Genomic DNA, 15160 nt, shown 5'->3' on the forward strand with positions numbered 1-15160 from the left:
TCGTCGGCATACAGTCAACGGCGGACTCACCGGTCCAGGCCCCGTCCTGCCAGACAAAGGCCCCTTTTCTCCACCCCCCTCCTGTCCGGAAGGCGGCGATCATGATCGACCCCGTAGCCAAGTTTCCGAGCGAGCTCGACCAGCTCCCGGACCGTGACACCGAGGAGACCGCCGAATGGGCGGCCTCCCTCGATGCCGTCGCCAAGGCCGCCGGCCCGCACCGGGCCGCGTATCTGATGCGCCGCACGCTCCAGCATGCCGAAGGCGCGGGCCTCGCCCTGCCGAAGCTGCTGGAGACGGACTACGTCAACACCATCCCTTCCGCCGCTGAGCCCGTCATCGACGGCGACGAGGAGATGGAGCGCCGGATCACCGCGTGGAACCGCTGGAACGCGGCCGCCATGGTGACCCGGGGCTCGAAGTACGGCGTCGGCGGCCACATCGCGACCTTCGCGTCCGCGGCCTGGCTGTACGAGACCGGCTTCAACCACTTCTTCCGCGGCAAGGAGGGCGACGGATCGGGCGACCAGCTCTACATCCAGGGACACGCCTCGCCCGGCATCTACGCCCGCGCCTTCCTCGACGGCCGCCTCACCGAGGCGCACCTGGACAAGTTCCGCCAGGAGTCCGCCGGCGACGGCCTGCCGTCCTACCCGCACCCGCGCCGCCTGCCCTGGCTGTGGGAGTTCCCGACCGTCTCCATGGGACTCGGCCCGCTCTCCGCGATCTACCAGGCGCGCTTCAACCGGTACCTCACCAACCGGAACATCAAGGACGTCTCCCACTCCCACGTGTGGGCGTTCCTCGGCGACGGCGAGATGGACGAGCCCGAGTCGACGGCGGCCCTCGCGCTCGCCGCCCGCGAGGGTCTGGACAACCTGACCTTCGTCATCAACTGCAACCTCCAGCGCCTCGACGGCCCGGTCCGCGCCAACTTCAAGATCGTGCAGGAGCTGGAGGCCCAGTTCCGCGGCGCCGGCTGGAACGTCGTGAAGTCGCTGTGGGGCGGCGCCTGGGACGAGCTCTTCCAGCTCGACACCACCGGCGCCCTCGTCCGCCGCCTGCGCGAGGTCCCCGACGCCCAGGTGCAGACGTACCAGACGCGCGACGCGGCCTACATCCGCGAGGACTTCTTCGGCAAGGACCCGGCGCTCGTCGAGATGGCCAAGCTGCTCTCGGACGACAAGATCCTGGAGTGCTTCCACCTCTCGCGCGGTGGCCACGAGCCGCGCAAGGTGTACGCCGCCTACAAGGCCGCCCTGTCCCACAAGGGCGCGCCGACCGTCATCCTGGCGCAGACCGTCAAGGGCTTCACCCTCGGTGAGGGCTTCGCGTCCAAGAACGCGAACCACCAGATGAAGAAGCTCACCAACGACGAGTTCAAGAACATGCGTGACCTTCTTGAACTGCCCATCTCCGACGCCCAGTTCCTCGACGGCCAGGTCCCCTACGGCCACCCCGGCGCCGACTCCCCCGAGGTCCGCTACCTCCAGGAGCGCCGCGCCGCGCTCGGCGGGCCGGCCCCGGCCCGCCGCAGCCACGCGCTCGCCCCGCTGCCGGCCCCGGCCGACAAGTCCTTCGCGGCGTTCGACAAGGGCTCCGGCAGCCAGTCCATGGCCACCACCATGGCGTTCGTGCGCCTGATGAAGGACCTGATCCGCGACAAGACGTCCGGCAAGCGCTGGGTCCCGATCGTCCCGGACGAGGCCCGCACCTTCGGCATGGAGTCGCTGTTCCCCTCGCTCGGCATCTACTCGCCCAAGGGCCAGACGTACGAGCCGGTCGACCGCGACCAGCTCATGTACTACCGCGAGGCCAAGGACGGCCAGATCCTCAACGAGGGCATCACCGAGGCCGGCTCGATGGCCGACTTCATCGCCGCCGCCAGCGCGTACGCCACGCATGGCGAGCCGATGATCCCGTTCTACATCTTCTACTCGATGTTCGGCTGGCAGCGCACGGCCGACCAGATGTGGCAGCTCGGCGACCAGCTGGGCCGAGGCTTCCTGGTGGGCGCCACCGCCGGTCGTACGACGCTGACCGGTGAGGGTCTTCAGCACGCCGACGGCCACTCCCCGGTGATCGCGGCGACCAACCCGGCGGCCATGTCCTACGACCCGGCCTTCGCCTACGAGGTCGCGGCCATCGTCAAGGACGGTCTGCGCCGGATGTACGGCGAGGCGGCCCCGGGCGAGGACCGGGACGTCTTCTACTACCTCACCGTCTACAACGAGCCGATGCCGCAGCCGGCGAAGCCCGCGGGCATCGACGAGGGCATCGTCAAGGGCCTGTACCGCTTCAACACGGCGGAGACGGCCGGTGTGACCGTCCCGGCGAACGCCTCGCGCATCCAGCTCCTGGGCTCCGGCACGGCGATCCACTGGACGCTCGAAGCGCAGAAGCTGCTCGCCGAGGAGTGGGGCGTGGCCGCCGACGTGTGGTCCGCGACCTCCTGGACCGAGCTGCGCCGCGACGCCCTCGAAGCCGACGCGGCCCTGCTGCGCGGCGAGGAGCGGATCCCCTACATCCGCAAGGCGCTCGACGGCGTGGACTCCCCCGTCCTCGCGGTCTCCGACTACATGCGTCAGGTCCCCGACCAGATCGCGCAGTGGGTCCAGCAGGACTGGTCCTCGCTCGGCGCGGACGGCTTCGGTCTGTCCGACACCCGTGAGGCGGCCCGCCGTCACTTCGGCGTCGACGCGCAGTCGATCGTGGTGGCGGCCCTGGCCCAGCTCGCCAAGCGCGGCGAGGTCCCGGTCACGGCCGTGAAGGAAGCGCGCGAGCGCTACGGCCTCTGAGCCGCACCCGCTGCGCACGCGTGCCCCGTCCCGATTGCCGGGGCGGGGCACGCGTGCGTGAATGTCGACCGGGGGCGACACGACTCCGGGAGCACAGCGTGAAGATCTACAACCGTCCTTCGGCGCCCGCCTGGGCCGACCTGTCGACGACCGACGTGAGCGCGGCCAAGGCCTTCTACGGGAGCCTCTTCGGCTGGCGGGGCGCGGACGTGCCGATGGAGGAGGCCGGCGGGTACGGCATGTTCCTGCTCGGCGAGGAGTACGTCGGCGGGTACGGGCCCTGCATGGCGCCGGGGCAGCCGGTGGCTTGGCTGGCGTACATCCAGGTCGAGTCGGCCGACGAAACGGCGGCGAAGGTGACCGGCAACGGGGGCTCGATCGTGGCGGGCCCCATGGACGTCTTCGACTCGGGCCGCCTCGCGGTGTTCGCCGACCCGGCGGGCGCGGTCTTCGGCGTATGGCAGCCCAAGGAGCACAAGGGGTTCGGGGTCGTGGACCGGCCGGGCGGCATGTGCTGGTTCGAGCTCCTGACCCGGGACACCGATCAGGCCAAGACGTTCTACGGGGCGGTCTTCGGCTGGGGCGCCGACGCGGCCGACCCGTACGGATCGTCCTCCTCGTACACCGAGTGGAAGCTCGAAGGCGAGAGCTTCAGCGGCATGATGCGGATGGGCGAGGACTTTCCGCCGGAGGTGCCGGCGCACTGGATGGTGTACGTCCAGGTCGAGGACTGCGACGCGACGGCGGCGAAGGCCCGCGAGCTGGGCGGAGACGTGCATGTGCCGCCCACGTCGATCCCGCCGGGCCGTTTCGCCCTGCTGCGCGACCCGCAGGGCGGCGTCTTCTCGGTCATCGCTCTGACCGCCGGGTAGCCGGCGCTGGTCGGCACCGGGGAGCCGGCGCTGGCCGGCGGGGGCCCGCCCGCGACCCCCGGCCGGCCCGGAGCGCGGCCAACTGGCGGGCGGCGTCGCCACATTGGCGATGGCGACGGACAACTCCCCCACAATGGCAGGGCGTTGTAGCATTGACGCGTGCCTGGACACAGCGATTCGGCCGAGGAACAGCGCCGTCCGCGGGACGTGGTCGCCGACGGCCTGCGCGCCCTGATCCGCGGGGGTGAGCTGCGGGTCGGGGAGCGGCTGCCCACCCAGGCGGAGCTCGGCGCGCGGTTCGCGGTGCCGCGCGGCGCGGTCCGTGGCGCCGTCGAACTCCTTGAGCGGGAAGGCCTGATCAGACGGGCCCAGCAGGGCACACCGCCCACGGTCGCCCGCTCGGCCGCCCCCGGCCGCGACGGTCGTGAGGGCGGCGACGGCGGCGACGTGCCGGGCCGGCGCCGCCACGCGCCCCGGCCCGCGGGGGTCTTCCTGGGCGAGCGGGTGGCGCGGTGCTTCCGTGAGGAAGAGGTCACCATCGACGCGTACTGCCTCAATGGCGAGACATTGGCCGCCGCGCTGGCGGGGCCCCTGGTCGCCGTGCAGGCGGCGGGTTCGGGCCCGCGCAGGGTGACGGTGCGGGTCCTGCTGCCCGACGCGGAGGCCCCGCTGGCGCTGCCGCGGGTGATCGGGGACCTGGGCAACGTCAGGCCGCGCGAGCGGCTGCGGATCACCAGCAACCACATCTACGGTTCGCTGCGCCACTCCCTGCGGATGCTCAAGGTCCGCGATCTGGTCGAGGACGTGAGCGTGGAGGCCCGCAAGGTGGCGATCACCCCCACGCAGAAGGTGTACATCCTCAACGGCCGCGAGGTGCTGGCCGGCCACTACCAGGTCACCGAACGCACGGTGGACCTCGACCGGAACCCGATCGACATCTACGACATGCTCGGCGTGGAGGGCATGCTGTTCCGGCACGCCGTGGTCGACGACGACCCGGTGACCCGCGGCTATGTCGAGCAGACCCAGCAGTGGTTCGACTCGCTGTGGAACACCATCGCCCGCCCCCTGGACCCCAATCAGGACTGAGCCGTCGGGGGGGCCGGGCGCGGGCGGGGCGCCGGAGCCGTCCGGCGGCGGCTCAGGCGGCAGCGGTTCAGGCGGAGGCGGTTCAGGCGGAGGCGATCAGCAGGAGCACCACCAGCACGGCCGCCACGCACACCAGGTTCACGCGCGGCCCGGCCGGCACCGGCTTCGGCTCCGGGGACCGCGCGCCGCCGCCCTTGGTGAGCAGGACGCCGAGGACCAGCGCCAGCAGGCCCGACGGGCCGAGCAGGGACACCACACCCGCGTTCGACAGCAGTTCGAGGACGATCCGCACCCGCGTCTCCAGTCCCATGGAACACCTCCTTTGGTAGTCGCCGCCGGGGACCGCGCGCAGTGACGATCGGTGCCTTCCTTGGCCGGCGATTGTGTTCCCTCCTCCTACCCGGCGTGAATGGCTGCCATCTATGGTCAGCCGCCTGCATATTGGGCAACACAGCCGCGCCAATGGCGAGTTGAGCGGTCAGGGCGGTCAACCAATCGGTCAGGTACGTGAGTTGACCGCTTGCCGCGCTCATCTGGTCGCACATGCACCCGAGTTGTAGCCTCACGTGGTGACGACCCACACCACGGGGCCCGGCCGGGACGACGCCGGGGAGACCCCCCGCTACCGTCTGGTGGCCGACGCGCTGCGCCAGGACATCCAGAACGGCGCCCCGGCGCCCGGCGAGGCGCTGCCCAAGCAGGAACAGCTGATGCGGCGTTTCCACTGCGGGCGCGGCACGGTCCAGAAGGCCCTCCAACTGCTGCGTGACGAACAGCTCCTGGAGGCCGGGGTGTCGGGCCGGGGCGCCCGGGTGGCCCGCCAGGCTGCCATCGGGCGGCCATTGGCCCACTACATCTCCCGCGCGTTCGAGGCGCCCCACGTCTCACTCGACGTGTGGTCGCTGCACACCGAGGAGCTGTCCCGGGCCGTGCAGCAGCAGGCCGAACTCATCAGGCTCGGCGACCGCCCGGCCCCGGATTCGGTACGGGTGCGGGTCCTGGTGCCCGATCTGGACACCCCGCACCCCTATCCGCGCCATGTCGACGACCCGGACGACCCGCGCCCGCTGCGGCGGCTGCGCCGGGTCATCCGGATGTACGCCGAGGCGCTGCACCACTCGCTCACCCAGCTGGCCGAGGAGGGCACGGTCGCCTCGGTGTCCGTGGAGATCCGCAGCCTGCCGACGGTGCCCGGCGAGAAGCGCTACCTCATCAACGGCACACAGATGCTGACCGGCTACTACTTCCTGCGCCGGACCCGCATCCTGGTCGACGCCGCGTCCATAGAGGTACTTGAGCTGCACAGCGACACCCTCTTCCCGGCGGGGTCGGAGGTGAACGGGGCGCGGTCCCTCGACCGGGCCGAGCTCCAGCAGGCGCAGGCCTGGTTCGACTCGCGCTGGGAGATGGCCGCGACGCCACTGCGGCCGCTCGACGAGTGAGGACCCGCCCCACCCGGCGCTGGCCGCCAGGCGCCGACGGCCCGGGGGCGGGGTAGCGCGGGCGCCGACAGCCCGGGGCGGCGCGAGGCGGGGCGAGGCGCGAGGCGGCCCGATGGCAACAGGTGTGCCAGGGGTGGCGGATGGCGGCAACCGGACGAAAAGCGCCGCTCCGCGTGCGCCGGGACCCGCCACCCACGATGCTGGGTGCGTGATGGACGAGACGGAGTTCTGGGAGATCGTCGACCGTACCCGCGAGGACGCCGACGGCGACCCCGATGAGCAGGCCGACCTGCTCATCGAGCGGCTGCTCCAGCTCGACCCCGAATCCGTGCTCGACTTCGCCCGGCACTTCGAGGCGCGCTACAACCGCGCCTACCGCTGGGACCTGTGGGGCGCGGCGGCCGTGCTGCTCGGCGGGGCGAGCGACGACGCGTTCGACTACTTCCGCTGCTGGCTGATCGGCCAGGGCCGGGAGGTCTTCGAGGGCGCGGTGCACGACCCCGACGCGCTGGCCGGCCTCGTCGGCGAGTTCGACGAGGAGGTCGACGGCGACGGCGAGGAGCTGGGGTACGCGGCGGACGAGGCGTACGAGCAGCTGACCGGCGTGGTGGCGCCCGACCTCGGCATCCCGCCCCAGGCCGACGAGCCGGAGGGGACACCGCTGGACTTCGAGGACGAAGCGGCCCTCGCGGACCGTTTCCCGCGCCTGTGGGAGCGCTTCGGCCCGGGCTGAGCCGGTCCGGCCCGGGCGCGGGCGCGGGCTGAACGCGGGCCGGCTCCCGGGGGTGTCAGAAGTGCGTTCCGCCGTCGACGCGGACCTCGGTGCCGGTGATGAAGCGGCCGTCGTCACTGGCCAGCATCGCGACCACCGACGCCACCGTCTCCGGGCCCGCGAAGCCCTGCCCGATGGCCGGGGCGAGCTTCACGAAGAGCGACATGTCGGCGTCGGCGGGCAGGCCCGGGCCCACACTGGAGCGGGACGCGCCGCTTCCGTCGGTCATGCCGGAGGAGATCGAGCCGGGTTGCACGGCGGTGAAGCGGATGCCCTGCTTGGCGTACTCGGCGGCCAGCGCGTGCGTCATCGACTGGACGCCGCCCTTGCTGGCCGCGTACGCCGCCATGTAGGGGTGGGCGAACACCGCCGAGGTCGAGCTGAAGTTGACCACGGCCGCGCCATTGCCTTCGAGCAGCGCCGGGATCGCCTCGCGGATCATCAGGAAGGTGCCGGTCAGATTGACCGCGACGACCTGGTTGAACTCGGCGAGGCTCGTCTGGTGGGTGTGCGAGGAGCGCAGGATCCCGGCCGCGTTGACCAGGACGTCGAGGCCGCCGAGCACGGAGACGGCAGCGGCCACGCCCTCGCGGACCGATTCCTCGTCGGCTATGTCGATGACCAGGGTGGTCAGCCGTCCGATGGCGGCGCCCGCCTTGTCGGCGGTGTCCTTCAGGCCGGCCTCACTGACGTCCGCCGCGACGACGTGCCCGCCCTCGGCGAGCAGGCGCAGCACCGTGGCCTGCCCGATGCCGGAGCCGCCGCCGGTGACCAGGGCGCGGCGTCCTTCGTAGCGGTCGGTGACGGGGTTCACGCTCATTGCGGTCCAGCTTTCTTGTGACGGGCGCGCGGGGGTCGCTCGATGCGCGGCCCGAGGGGACGGCCGATGGGGGCGGCCAACGGTGGGGCAGCTTCCACCGTACGCCCGGGTGGCACGTTTTGCCACCATGTCACTTCATGCATACGCCGAGGGTGCGGGCGTAGGCTGCCCCCGTGACCCAGCCCAATCCGCAGCCACACACCCCTTCGCCCCCGTCGGCCCCATCCCCCCCGCCGCTTCAGCCCTCACTCACCGAGCGCCGCAAGGCCGCGACCCAGCTCGACATCGCCCGCGCCGCGGCCGCGCTCTTCGCCGAGCACGGGCCCGACGGCACCACCGCCGAGGCCATCGCCCGCCACGCCGGGGTCGCGCTGCGCACCTTCTACCGCTACTTCCGCTCCAAGCAGGACGCGGTCGGCCCGCTGCTCTCGGGCGGCGCCGAACGCTGGCGCGTCCTGCTCGAAACCGCGGGTCCCGGCCCGCTGGCCCCCGCCCTGGAAACCGCCGTACGGGAAGCGCTGGCGGTGCCCGACGCGCACGCGGCCGAACAGCTGCGGTGGACCCGGGGGCTGCTGCGCGCGGCCGAGCACGACGCGGCGCTGCGCGCGGTCTGGTACCGCGTCAACCAGGACTCCGAGGAGCGCCTGCTGCCGGTCCTCGCCCGCCTCGCGGGACCGGGCGCGGACGCCCTGGAGGTACGCCTCGCCGCGGCCGCCGCCACCGACGCGATCCGGGTCGCCCTCGAATCCTGGTCCGCGACCGACGCCCCGGCCACCGGCCCGGGCTCCCCCGCCGAACTCGCGGTGCGCTGCCTGCGCGAACTCACCGGCGGGATGCGCCTCGGACGCTAGCGGGCGTCGAGCCAGGCCAGGGCCGCGGTGGTGAGGGCGGTGACGCCGGTGGTCAGGGTGGGTTCGACGACCGGCGCGAAGTACGGCGAATGGTTGGAGGGGATGTCCCGCTCAAGGGTGCCTGCGGCGAGTGCGGCGCCGAACGCCTCGGGGTCGGCTCCCCCCAACAGCCAGTAGCAGAGCGGCACTTGGGCCTCGGCGCCGAACAGGCCGACGTCCTCGCTGCCCGTGACCGGGCCCGGGTCGAACACCTTGTCCGCGCCGATGACCGCGCCGACGGCGGCCATGGTCCGCGCCACCGCGTCCTCGTCGTTGACCAGGAGCGGGAAGGAGGCCGTCGTCTCGATGTCGGGTTCGCGCGCGGCCCCGGCCACGGCCGCCTCGCCGCGCACGATCCGCTCCACGGCGGCGAGCACCGTACGGCGCACGTCCTCGGTGTACGTACGGATGCTGAGCTTCAGCTCGGCCTCGTCGGGGATGATGTTGTCCTTGGTCCCGGCGTTCAGGGCGCCCACGGTGACGACGGCCGTCTCGCTGCCCGCGATCTCGCGCGAGACGATCGTCTGGAGGCGCAGCACGGTCGAGGCCGCCATCACCACCGGGTCGACGGACGTCTCGGGCCGTGAACCGTGCGCCCCCTTGCCGTGCATCACGACCCTGAGCGCGTCGGCGGCGGCGAAGGCGGGGCCCGCGTGCGCACCGATCGTCCCGGCCGGGAACGGCCCCACGTGCTGGCCGAGCACCACGTCGGGCGTCCCGAACCGCTCGTACAGCCCGTCGTCGAGCATGGCCCGCGCGCCCTGCCCGGCCTCCTCGGCCGGCTGGAAGACCCCGAGGACGGTGCCGCTCCACAGCGCGCGGGAATCGGCGAGCAGTTTGAGCGCGCCGAGCAGACAGGCGGTGTGCATGTCGTGCCCGCACGCGTGCATGACCCCCTCGACGGTGGAGGCGTGGCCGAGTCCGGTGCGTTCGGTCACGGGCAGCGCGTCGAAGTCGGCCCGGACCAGCACGGTGGGTCCCGGCCCGTTCCGCAGCACGGCCACCACCCCGGTGCGCCCGACGCCGGTGGTCACCTCGCAGCCGTACTCCCCTGCCCGGCGGGCGACTTCGGCGGCGGTGCGGTGCTCGGCGAAGGAGAGCTCGGGGTGGGCGTGCAGATCGCGGTAGATCCCGGCGAGCTCGGCGCGGATCGCGTCGAGCCCCAGCAGGGCGGTGGGGGCGGAGGGGGTGGGGTGGGACACGGTGCCTGCCTGCTCTCGGGTCGGGGTCGGGACTGGGACTGAAGACTGGGACTGGGGACGGGTTCGGTGTCGGGTGTCCTGGGGGTGTCAGTCGTCCAGGAGCGAGCGGCCCATGAGGACGTCGTCCACGTACGCGCCCTCGATCAGGAACTCACCCGGCTGTACGCCCTCCACGACGAAGCCCTCCCGCTCGTACAGCGCGCGGGCGGGGGCGTTGTGGCCGAGCACCCGCAGGGTGATCCGGGTGGCACCCTGGGCGCGGGCCGTCTCGCAGGCGGCGCGCAACAGGGCGCGGCCCACGCCCCGCCGGCGCGCCGACGCGTCGATCTCCAGGCCCTGGATCTGCCGGACGTGGCGGTTGCTGGGCAGCGGCGTGGGCGGGACCACCCGCACGAAGCCGGCGATGTCGCCGTCCACCTCGGCCACGAGGTAGTCCCCGGGCTCGTGCCGGTCGTCGAAGAAGGGCTCGTACGGCGGCGCCGGGCGCGGCGCCACGGCGTGCAGCGGGGACCAGGCCTCCCGGGTCAGCACGCCCAGGCGGTCGCCGTCGGCGTGCCGGGCGGGGCGTATGAGCGGGAGCGGAGAAGTACGGGGCTTGGTATACGACTCGGGCATACCGCCACTGTGCCATGGAGGCCTCGGCGCGCGAGGATGGCAACCATGAAGATCGCGGTGACGGGTTCGACGGGGCTGATCGGTGCGGAGCTGGTGCGCTCGCTGCGGGCGGACGGGCACGAGGTGCTGCGTCTGGTGCGGCGCGCGCCGCGGGGGCCCGACGAGGTCGCGTGGGATCCGGTGCGCCAGTACGTGGACACGGCGGGCTTGGCCGGCTGCGAGGGGGTGGTGCACCTGGCCGGGGCGGGAGTGGCCGACCGGCGCTGGAGCGCCGCGTACAAGAAGGAGATCCGGGACAGCCGGGTGCTGGGCACCGCCGCGCTCGCCGAAGCGCTCGCCGGCCTCGACACCCCGCCGAAGGTGCTGGTGAGCGGGTCGGCGATCGGCTACTACGGCGACACGGGCGAGCGCGTGGTGGACGAGTCCGCTCCGCCCGGCGACGGTTTTCTGCCCTCCGTGTGCGTGGACTGGGAGGAGGCGGCCGGGGCGGCGCGGGAGGCGGGCATCCGTACGGTGTTCGCGCGTACGGGGCTCGTGGTGGCCCGCCGGGGCGGGGCGTGGGCCAAGCTCATCCCGCTGTTCCGGGCGGGGCTCGGGGGGCGGCTCGGCAGCGGACGGCAGTACTGGTCGTTCATCGCGCTGCACGACGAGGTGGCGGCGCTGCGGTTCCTGCTGGACACGGAGTCCCTTTCCGGGCCGGTGAACCTGACGGCGCCTCAGCCGGTGACGAACCGGGAGGTCACGGCGGCGATGTCCCGGGTCCTGCGCCGCCCGGCCCTCCTGCCCGTGCCGGCCCCGGCGTTGCGGGTCGCGCTGGGCGAAGCGGCGGGTGATGTGCTGGCTGGGCAGCGGGTGGTGCCGGGGCGGTTGCTCGAAGCGGGCTTCAGGTTCGCGTTCCCCACCGTGGAGGAGGCGGTACGGGTGGCTGCCGCCGGCAATTGAGGATGCTGGCCCGCAGCCGGGTCCCCTGGGGCTCCGCCCCAAACCCCGTTCGGCCTGAAGGGCCTCGTCCTCAATCGCCGGACAGGCTGAGGGTGCCGATGCAGGCCAGCCCAAGCCCCGCCAGGGGCGCGGGGAACTGCGCGCTCAGCCAGCACGGCCCGCAGCCGGGGCCCCTGGGGCTCCGCCCCAGACCCCGTTCGGCCTGAAGGGCCTCGTCCTCAATCGCCGGACAGGCTGAGGGTGCCGATGCAGGCCAGCGCCAACCCTGCCAGGGGCGCGGGGAACTGCGCGCCCAGCCCGACGCGACCCGCACTCGGAAACCGGCCTCCCGGACAGGCCGAGGCCTCCCATCCGGGCCAGCACCGCATAGTCAGGGGCGCGGGGAACTGCGCGCCCAGCCCGACGCGACCCGCACTCGGAAACCGGCCTCCCGGACGGGCTGAGGCACGCCGGATGGGCCAGCGCCCACCCCGCCAGGGGCGCGGGGAACTGCGCGGCCAGGTCGACGCGACCCGCACTCGGAAACCGCCCCCGGACGGGTCGCGGGCGGCCCGGGCCGAGGGGCAACCCCCTTTCCGCGCACCCCCGGAGGGCCCCGTGCGCCCGCCATGCCCCAACGCCCACCCCCACGCGCGACGCCCCACCCCACCCCCCATCCCTACTCTCTCCTCGAACTCCGGCATTCCGTGGGCCAGTTGGGGGCATGAGGCCTCCACCTACCGCGCCTACCTCGGGGAGGGCCACGTGCTCAGCACCGCACATCATGCGGACGTACTCATCGTGGGAGCCGGGCTCGCGGGCCTGTCAGCCGCGCATCGGCTGACCGGCGCGGGAGTCACGGTCAGTGTTCTGGAGGCGGCCCCCGACGTCGGCGGCCGCATGGCGACCCGCTCCGTCGACGGCTTCCGGCTCGACCGGATCGGGCAACTGCTCTCGACCTCCTACCCGGACCTGACCCGCACCCCGGGCCTGGCGGACCTGCCGCTGCGCCCGTTCGCACCCGGCGTCCTCGTACACAGCGAGGGCCGCCACTACCGGGCGGGCACGACCGGGAGCGCGAGGGGCGCACTCGCCGCAGCGCGCGCCCGCGCGAGCGCCCCGCGCGGCACGGCCACCCCGCTCGGCGGCGCGCTGGACCAGGCCCGCCTGGGCAAGGCACTCGCCAGGCTCGCCGCCACTCCCTTGGAGCGGATCACGGCCCGCCCCGAACTCCCCATCGGCCAGGCCCTGTTGAGCCGGGGCCTGCCCGCCCGCACTCTGGACGGCTTCGTACGCCCCCTGCTGTCCGCCCTGCTCTGCGACCCCGGCCTGACCACGTCGAGCCACTGCGCCGACCTGGCGCTGCGCGGCTTCGCGCGCGGCCGGCTGTGCGTGCCGGAGGGCGGCGCGGCCACCCTGCCGAAGCTGCTCGCCGCCGCCCTGCCGCCCGGCACGGTGCGTACGGACGTGAAGGTGACCTCCGTCGCCACGACCTCGGTCACCACCGCGGACCACGGCGTGCTCGGCTGCCGTTCGCTGCTCCTGGCCACCGACGCCCCGGCCGCCGCCACGCTCCTGCCGGGTCTCAGGGTCCCCGCCTTCCACCCGCTGACCGTGCTGCACCACACCGCGCCCCGCTCCCCGCTCGCCGATCCCGCGCTGCTCCTGGACGCGGACCGCGGCGGCCCGGTGGCGTACACGTCGGTGATGAGCGAGGTCGACCCGAGCCGGGCTCCGCGGGGCCGGGCCCTGATCACCTCGGCCGTGCTCGGCACTCCGCCGGAGGACGTGGAGCGCGCCGTACGGCGCCAACTGGCGCGCCTGTACGCCACGTCCACGTCCGACTGGGAGCTCCTGGCCCTGCACCACACCCCGCAGGCCGTGCCGTCGATGCCCGCCCCGCACGATCTGCGCCGCCCGGTCCGGCTGCTCGCCGGCCTGTATGTGTGCGGCGACCACCGCGACACCAGCACCGTGCAGGGCGCCCTGTACTCGGGGCGCCGCGCGGCCGACGCGATCCTCAGCGATCTGGGCGTCCCGTCCTGGCAGGCGAGGCCGGAGGTGATCCACAAGGCGGCGTGAGCCGGGGGCGGGCGCCCGCGGCCTGAGCCGGGGCGGGCGCCTTCACCCCGCGCCCCGCGCCCCGAGCCCCACGCCCCCTCACCCCAGCGCGGCCACCCGGTCCCGGTAGGTGCGGACCGGCGCCGCGTCCCGGTACGGCTCGAGGCGGCGCTCGAAGTCGCGTACGTACTCCACCGCGCGCGCCGAGCGCATCTCGCTCGCCTGCTGGGCCGCCTCCGCGCCCAGCGCGCACGCCTGGTCGAGTTCGCCGAGTCCGAGCCGCGCGGTGGCGAGCACGACCCGGCAGAACAGGCGCGAGCGGGCGTACGCGGGGGCGCGCAATTGCAGCGAGCGCTCCGCGTGCTGCGCGCAGGCGCGGTACTGCTGGAGGTCGCGGTGGCAGTGGCCGAACTCGTCGGCGAGCTGTGCCTCGTCGAAGCAGCGCGCCCAGTGCGGCACGTCGTCGCCGGCCCGCGCGCTCTCCAGGGCCCGCTCGGCCCGCGCGAGCGAGGCGGTGCACGCCCGCACCTCGCCGAGCACTCCGTGTCCGCGCGCCTCCACCGCGTTGAGCAGCGACTGCACCACGGGCGGCGCCGCCGATCCCACGCCCTGCTGGGCGACCCGGGCCAGCTGGACCGCCTCGCGGCCGTGCCCGAGGTAGACGGCCTGGCGGCTCATCGTGACCAGCACATACGAGCCGTACGCCCGGTCGCCCGCGGCCTGCGACAGCCGCAGCGCCTGCACGAAGTAGCGCTGGGCGAGCCCGTGGGCGGCGATGTCGTACGAGGTCCAGCCGGCCAGCCGCGTCAGGTCGGCGGCGGCCGCGAACAGGCGCCGCCCCACGCTCTCGCCGTAATGACCGCGCAGCATCGGCTCGGCCTCGTGCTCCAGGTAGCGCACCAGGGCCTGGCGCGCGTGGCCGCCGCCGTAGGCGTGGTCGAGGGTGCGGAAGAGTTCGCCGACCGAGCGGAGCGCCGCGATGTCTCCGCTGGTCACGCGCTGTCCCGGGCCCCGGTCGGTGGTGCGCTGGCGGGGCACGGAGGGGCGGCCCTGGACGGGGACGCGAGTGGCGCCGCCCGGCGGGGCGGGTTCACCCCGTCCCACCCGGTCGTCGGCCCGCCCGATCAGCCAGTCCCGGCTCGGGACCACCAGGCCCGCCGGGGTGAAGGCGATCTTGCGCAGTTCGGCGTGGCTGCCCGAGTCCTTGCGCCACAGGCCGCTGACGATGTCGATGGCCTCCTCGGGCGTCGCCGCGAACTCCAGGCCCGCGTACACCGGCGCACACGCGTCGAGCCCGAGATCCTGGGCGGAGAGCCGGCGGCCGAGCCGGCGGGTGAACACCTCGGCGATCAGCGCGGGTGTGGTGCCGCGCGGCTGCTGGCCGCGCAGCCACCGCGTGACCGAGGTCTTGTCGTAGCGCAGGTCCAGGCCGTGCTCAAGCCCGAGCTGGTCAACGCGGCGGGCGAGCCCGGCATTGGAGAACCCGGCTTCTGCGATGAGTGCGGCGAGCTGGCGGTTGGGGGTGCGCTGCGAGGGTCGTTCCGTCATCAGCTCTGCGTTCTCCTGCCTTCCGGGCCAAAGCGTGCAGCCCTCATGGAACGGCGAGAATTTAGCGGTCAATACGGCCGGTGCCGCCGCCTCGGCCCCGCATTCATCCGATCGTGTGGTGACGTGCCGT

Annotated in this window: 13 protein-coding genes; 8 read left to right on the forward strand and 5 right to left on the reverse strand. The window is 73.5% G+C overall.

What is annotated here, in order from left to right:
• The first annotated feature begins 101 nt into the window (after positions 1 to 101).
• The 3 genes from aceE (at position 102) to ACFYM2_RS26855 (ending at position 4759) form a co-directional block, all read left to right on the forward strand.
• Entirely contained in the window at positions 102 to 2798 is a 2697-nt protein-coding gene (gene aceE, locus ACFYM2_RS26845) for a pyruvate dehydrogenase (acetyl-transferring), homodimeric type (RefSeq protein ID WP_388461625.1), read from the forward strand.
• Between the two features lie 98 nt (positions 2799 to 2896).
• Positions 2897 to 3670, forward strand: coding sequence for a VOC family protein (locus tag ACFYM2_RS26850; RefSeq protein WP_388839757.1), 774 nt, complete (start codon positions 2897 to 2899; stop codon positions 3668 to 3670).
• Positions 3671 to 3829: 159 nt separating this feature from the next.
• Positions 3830 to 4759 (forward strand): winged helix-turn-helix domain-containing protein, encoded by a 930-nt coding sequence (locus ACFYM2_RS26855; RefSeq protein WP_358995543.1) that lies wholly within the window; start codon positions 3830 to 3832, stop codon positions 4757 to 4759.
• Positions 4760 to 4841: 82 nt separating this feature from the next.
• Here ACFYM2_RS26855 and ACFYM2_RS26860 read toward each other — a convergent pair whose 3' ends face one another.
• Positions 4842 to 5069, reverse strand: a complete 228-nt coding sequence (locus ACFYM2_RS26860; RefSeq protein WP_350229908.1) for a hypothetical protein — start codon at positions 5067 to 5069, stop codon at positions 4842 to 4844.
• A 259-nt stretch (positions 5070 to 5328) separates the two neighbouring features.
• Here ACFYM2_RS26860 and ACFYM2_RS26865 point away from each other — a divergent pair, with 259 nt between their 5' ends.
• Together ACFYM2_RS26865 and ACFYM2_RS26870 are read left to right on the forward strand one after the other, a co-directional pair.
• On the forward strand, positions 5329 to 6201 hold the full coding sequence (locus ACFYM2_RS26865) for a GntR family transcriptional regulator (RefSeq protein WP_388461628.1): 873 nt from the start codon (positions 5329 to 5331) through the stop codon (positions 6199 to 6201).
• 211 nt (positions 6202 to 6412) lie between these two features.
• Complete coding sequence (locus ACFYM2_RS26870) at positions 6413 to 6934, forward strand: DUF4240 domain-containing protein (RefSeq protein ID WP_388839852.1); 522 nt, start codon at positions 6413 to 6415, stop codon at positions 6932 to 6934.
• Positions 6935 to 6989: 55 nt separating this feature from the next.
• Here ACFYM2_RS26870 and ACFYM2_RS26875 read toward each other — a convergent pair whose 3' ends face one another.
• Positions 6990 to 7793 carry an SDR family NAD(P)-dependent oxidoreductase gene (locus ACFYM2_RS26875; RefSeq protein ID WP_358995549.1) on the reverse strand — a complete coding sequence of 268 codons (804 nt, stop codon included), beginning with the start codon at positions 7791 to 7793 and terminating at the stop codon, positions 6990 to 6992.
• A 173-nt stretch (positions 7794 to 7966) separates the two neighbouring features.
• On the opposite strand from ACFYM2_RS26875, the gene ACFYM2_RS26880 reads away from it, so the two are divergent.
• On the forward strand, positions 7967 to 8644 hold the full coding sequence (locus tag ACFYM2_RS26880; protein WP_388839760.1) for a TetR/AcrR family transcriptional regulator: 678 nt from the start codon (positions 7967 to 7969) through the stop codon (positions 8642 to 8644).
• On the opposite strand, the gene ACFYM2_RS26885 is transcribed toward ACFYM2_RS26880, so the two are convergent.
• Together ACFYM2_RS26885 and ACFYM2_RS26890 are read right to left on the reverse strand one after the other, a co-directional pair.
• Complete coding sequence (locus ACFYM2_RS26885; protein WP_388461631.1) at positions 8641 to 9885, reverse strand: amidohydrolase; 1245 nt, start codon at positions 9883 to 9885, stop codon at positions 8641 to 8643. The two genes, ACFYM2_RS26880 and ACFYM2_RS26885, sit on opposite strands and share 4 nt — an antisense overlap.
• Before the next feature lie 87 nt (positions 9886 to 9972).
• Positions 9973 to 10500: a GNAT family N-acetyltransferase gene (locus ACFYM2_RS26890; RefSeq protein ID WP_388461633.1), complete on the reverse strand. Its 528-nt coding sequence runs from the start codon at positions 10498 to 10500 to the stop codon at positions 9973 to 9975.
• A 36-nt stretch (positions 10501 to 10536) separates the two neighbouring features.
• On the opposite strand from ACFYM2_RS26890, the gene ACFYM2_RS26895 reads away from it, so the two are divergent.
• On the forward strand, positions 10537 to 11442 hold the full coding sequence (locus ACFYM2_RS26895; protein WP_388839763.1) for a TIGR01777 family oxidoreductase: 906 nt from the start codon (positions 10537 to 10539) through the stop codon (positions 11440 to 11442).
• Positions 11443 to 12186: 744 nt separating this feature from the next.
• On the forward strand, positions 12187 to 13503 hold the full coding sequence (locus ACFYM2_RS26900) for an NAD(P)/FAD-dependent oxidoreductase (protein ID WP_358995558.1): 1317 nt from the start codon (positions 12187 to 12189) through the stop codon (positions 13501 to 13503).
• A 78-nt stretch (positions 13504 to 13581) separates the two neighbouring features.
• Here ACFYM2_RS26900 and ACFYM2_RS26905 read toward each other — a convergent pair whose 3' ends face one another.
• Positions 13582 to 15030, reverse strand: a complete 1449-nt coding sequence (locus ACFYM2_RS26905; RefSeq protein ID WP_388839767.1) for a regulator — start codon at positions 15028 to 15030, stop codon at positions 13582 to 13584.
• Between the last annotated feature and the right edge of the window lie 130 nt (positions 15031 to 15160).

It is taken from the genome of Streptomyces sp. NPDC006711 (genome assembly GCF_042869775.1).
Lineage (GTDB): Bacteria > Actinomycetota > Actinomycetes > Streptomycetales > Streptomycetaceae > Streptomyces.

Excerpts from the sequence above, each read along its gene's own strand:
- aceE (WP_388461625.1), top strand. The coding sequence starts at position 102 with ATGATCGACCCCGTAGCCAAGTTTCCGAGCGAGCTCGACCAGCTCCCG.
- ACFYM2_RS26860 (WP_350229908.1), bottom strand. The coding sequence starts at position 5,069 with ATGGGACTGGAGACGCGGGTGCGGATCGTCCTCGAACTGCTGTCGAAC.
- ACFYM2_RS26870 (WP_388839852.1), top strand. The coding sequence starts at position 6,413 with ATGGACGAGACGGAGTTCTGGGAGATCGTCGACCGTACCCGCGAGGAC.
- ACFYM2_RS26875 (WP_358995549.1), bottom strand. The coding sequence starts at position 7,793 with ATGAGCGTGAACCCCGTCACCGACCGCTACGAAGGACGCCGCGCCCTG.
- ACFYM2_RS26890 (WP_388461633.1), bottom strand. The coding sequence starts at position 10,500 with ATGCCCGAGTCGTATACCAAGCCCCGTACTTCTCCGCTCCCGCTCATA.
- ACFYM2_RS26895 (WP_388839763.1), top strand. The coding sequence starts at position 10,537 with ATGGCAACCATGAAGATCGCGGTGACGGGTTCGACGGGGCTGATCGGT.
- ACFYM2_RS26905 (WP_388839767.1), bottom strand. The coding sequence starts at position 15,030 with ATGACGGAACGACCCTCGCAGCGCACCCCCAACCGCCAGCTCGCCGCA.